3 protein-coding genes are annotated in these 2618 nt (G+C 38.2%); 1 reads left to right on the top strand and 2 read right to left on the bottom strand.

Going from position 1 to position 2618, the window contains the following annotated elements; genetic code table 11:
• Nucleotides 1–109: 109 nt before the first annotated feature.
• Nucleotides 110–391 (top strand): protein rep, encoded by a 282-nt coding sequence (locus HMPREF1519_RS07740; RefSeq protein ID WP_002891204.1) that lies wholly within the window; start codon nt 110–112, stop codon nt 389–391.
• Here HMPREF1519_RS07740 and HMPREF1519_RS07735 read toward each other — a convergent pair.
• A complete protein-coding gene (locus tag HMPREF1519_RS07735) occupies nt 362–685 on the bottom strand; it encodes a potassium channel family protein (RefSeq protein ID WP_037611796.1) in 324 nt (107 codons plus the stop codon). The two genes, HMPREF1519_RS07740 and HMPREF1519_RS07735, sit on opposite strands and share 30 nt — an antisense overlap.
• Before the next feature lie 250 nt (nt 686–935).
• Entirely contained in the window at nt 936–2486 is a 1551-nt protein-coding gene (locus tag HMPREF1519_RS07730) for a BCCT family transporter (RefSeq protein WP_037611795.1), read from the bottom strand.
• Nucleotides 2487–2618: the final 132 nt, after the last annotated feature.

Below are 2618 nucleotides of genomic sequence, written 5' to 3'. Positions count from 1 at the left end.
GCTCGACAATCCAAAAACAATAAAGAGGCTAGGACTTTTGTCCCAGCCTCATAATTTTGAGAAATATTAGTAAAATCCATTTGATGTCGAGAAAGAGAATGACAAACAAGTGATTGTCTTGCCTGAAGAGACGAAGGAACGGATAACGGGTGATTTGTTTGAGGGACTTTATCGGAAACGACAGATTGGATTTGGAAAACTCTTCAAGACTATCAAGAAAGAATTAGACTTAGATGATGTCGAAGATGGTAATCTTGTTCAGACTGGAGAGGATAGTCAAGAAGTATCGCGAGGTCAGGAAATTGTAGCCGTTTGGAATTGGCAGAGAAAGAATTATTTTTTACAGTTACTAAGAAATATGTTAGTCAGTTTTATTATTAGGTGTATTTAATTTGCTGTAGTAATTGACAATTACGGCTGATAAGCATCCAAAAAAAATAAGTCCATATACAGTTAAAAAGACGCTAGTAATACGTCCGATTAGAGTAGTAGCTAGTATATCTCCGTAACCTACTGTTGTTGATGTGACAAAAGCATACCATAGTCCATCCCAGTAATTACTTATTTGAGGTTCAACTAATAAAAGTATTCCTCCTGAAATAAAAATAAAACTTACAAAACTTGTCAAAAATTGATTAAAACCTGTAACTTTTATAATATGAAATAGAGTATTTAAACGTTTCATTTGGTTCTCCTTTGTTATAGTGTTAATGAAAATTATAGCATACAAAAAGTGTCTAAATATGTATTTTAGAAACTTTTTATATTAATTTTTATTATGTTTTCTTGATAGTAAGCCTCTATCGTTACAAGCTCGTTTGTGGTAAGATGAGTATAGGTCATTTATCTTAGTTCCTTTCAGACAAATGTGGTGTTTATCTGAGCCTAACATAGATGGCTTTTTCTGTCTAGCTTCGTTTTACAAATTGGGTTATTTATTCTTCATAAGATTTGAAGGGTTGATCTTTTTTAGGGTATCGTGTCGGTGTGATTGACAGTCCCATCTTGTCTTTTTCGTGTAGCAATTCAATGACTAGGGAAACCATGATCAGTACCATGATGAGTGAAAATGGAAAGGCTACGATAATCAGCGTATTTTGCAAGGCTACTAAGCCCCCTGAAAGAAGTAAGACGATGGCAATAGTCGCAAGGAGTACGCCCCAGAAGATTTTAAGGTTATTCTTTGGTTTGAGATTCCCATCATCAGAGAGCATAGCTAGCACATAGGTCGCAGAGTCTGCTGACGTGATAAAGAAGGTAATGATCAAGATGATGGCAACAACGGAGGCAATAAAACCAAATGGCAGTTGACTGAAGGTTGCAAACAAGGTCTGCTCACTTGGAAACTGTGTTAAATCTACATTTCCAAGTGATTGAACATGCGTTGAAAGTGTTCCAAAGGTAGAAAACCATAAAAAGCTTAATACAGTCGGTGCTAATAAGACGATGGATAGAAATTGTCTGATACTACGTCCTTTAGAAATTCTGGCAATAAAAACTCCCACGAATGGTGACCAAGAAATCCACCAAGCCCAATAGAAAATCGTCCAAGTATTGATCCAGTCACGATTGTATTGACCAAAGGAACCAGCACTGAAACTCATACGGAAGAAATTGGAAATATACAGTCCGATACTATCGGTCAAGGTATTAAAAATCTGGACTGTGGGACCGATGATTATGGTGATGGCGAGTAGTCCAATCGCTAAAATAAGATTGGTGTTTGATAAGATTTTTACCCCTTTTCCAAGACCAGAAAGGGCTGAAATGGTAAAGAGGATGGTTGTGATAATGATGATAATAACTTGCACAAGGGCATTGTTTGGAATACCAAAGAGGTAGTTGAGTCCCCCATTGATTTGGGCTGCCCCAAAACCAAGAGTGGTTGCCACCCCGATAACAGTAGCGACCACTGTAATCGTATCTACGATCTTACCAAGGATACCGTTTGTTTTTTTACCAAACAAGGGCTTTAAGGTAACCGATAAAAGATATTTCTCTTTTTTTCGGAAACCAAAGTAGGCGAGGGCCAGGGCGATTAAAGCATATATTGCCCAGGCATGGATGCCCCAGTGAAAGAAAGTGTAACGGAAAGCATCGGCTAAGGCTTCCTGCGACCCTGGGGTAGCTCGTACCGTTGAAATGGCATAATGGGATAAGGGCTCTGCGGCACCGTAGAAGACAAGGCCGATTCCCATTCCAGCAGAAAATATCATGGCAATCCAAGAGATAGTAGAGTGTTCAGGCACCGAATTGGGTTCCCCCAGTTTGATTTGCCCAACGGGACTAACCAGGAAAAAGCCACAAAGTAGAACGATTGACGTGACCAGTAATAAGTAAAACCAGCCAAGTTTATCTGAAATAACTTCCCTTAGTTGTTCTGACCAAACTTGGTAGCCGTCAGGCATAACAATACCAAGAAGGACGAGGATAGCCAGTAGCACAAAAGAGGTTTTTAAGACCGGCGTTAAATTTTTAGTTGACATAAAGTCTCCTTTCATTCTCTACCATTATATCAAAAATGATAAAAACTTAAAAATGAGGGGAGATTAGATAACACCCAGCTAGTTATAATTTTTAGTTGATTAACTAGAGACGTTTAAGAACCTAAATTGTCA

Origin of the sequence: Streptococcus sp. SR4, assembly GCF_000517725.1 — a bacterium.
In the GTDB taxonomy this organism is placed as follows: domain Bacteria; phylum Bacillota; class Bacilli; order Lactobacillales; family Streptococcaceae; genus Streptococcus; species Streptococcus salivarius_F.
The sequence above is the reverse complement of the archived record's forward strand: the minus strand, read 5'-3'. Positions and strand labels throughout refer to the sequence as shown.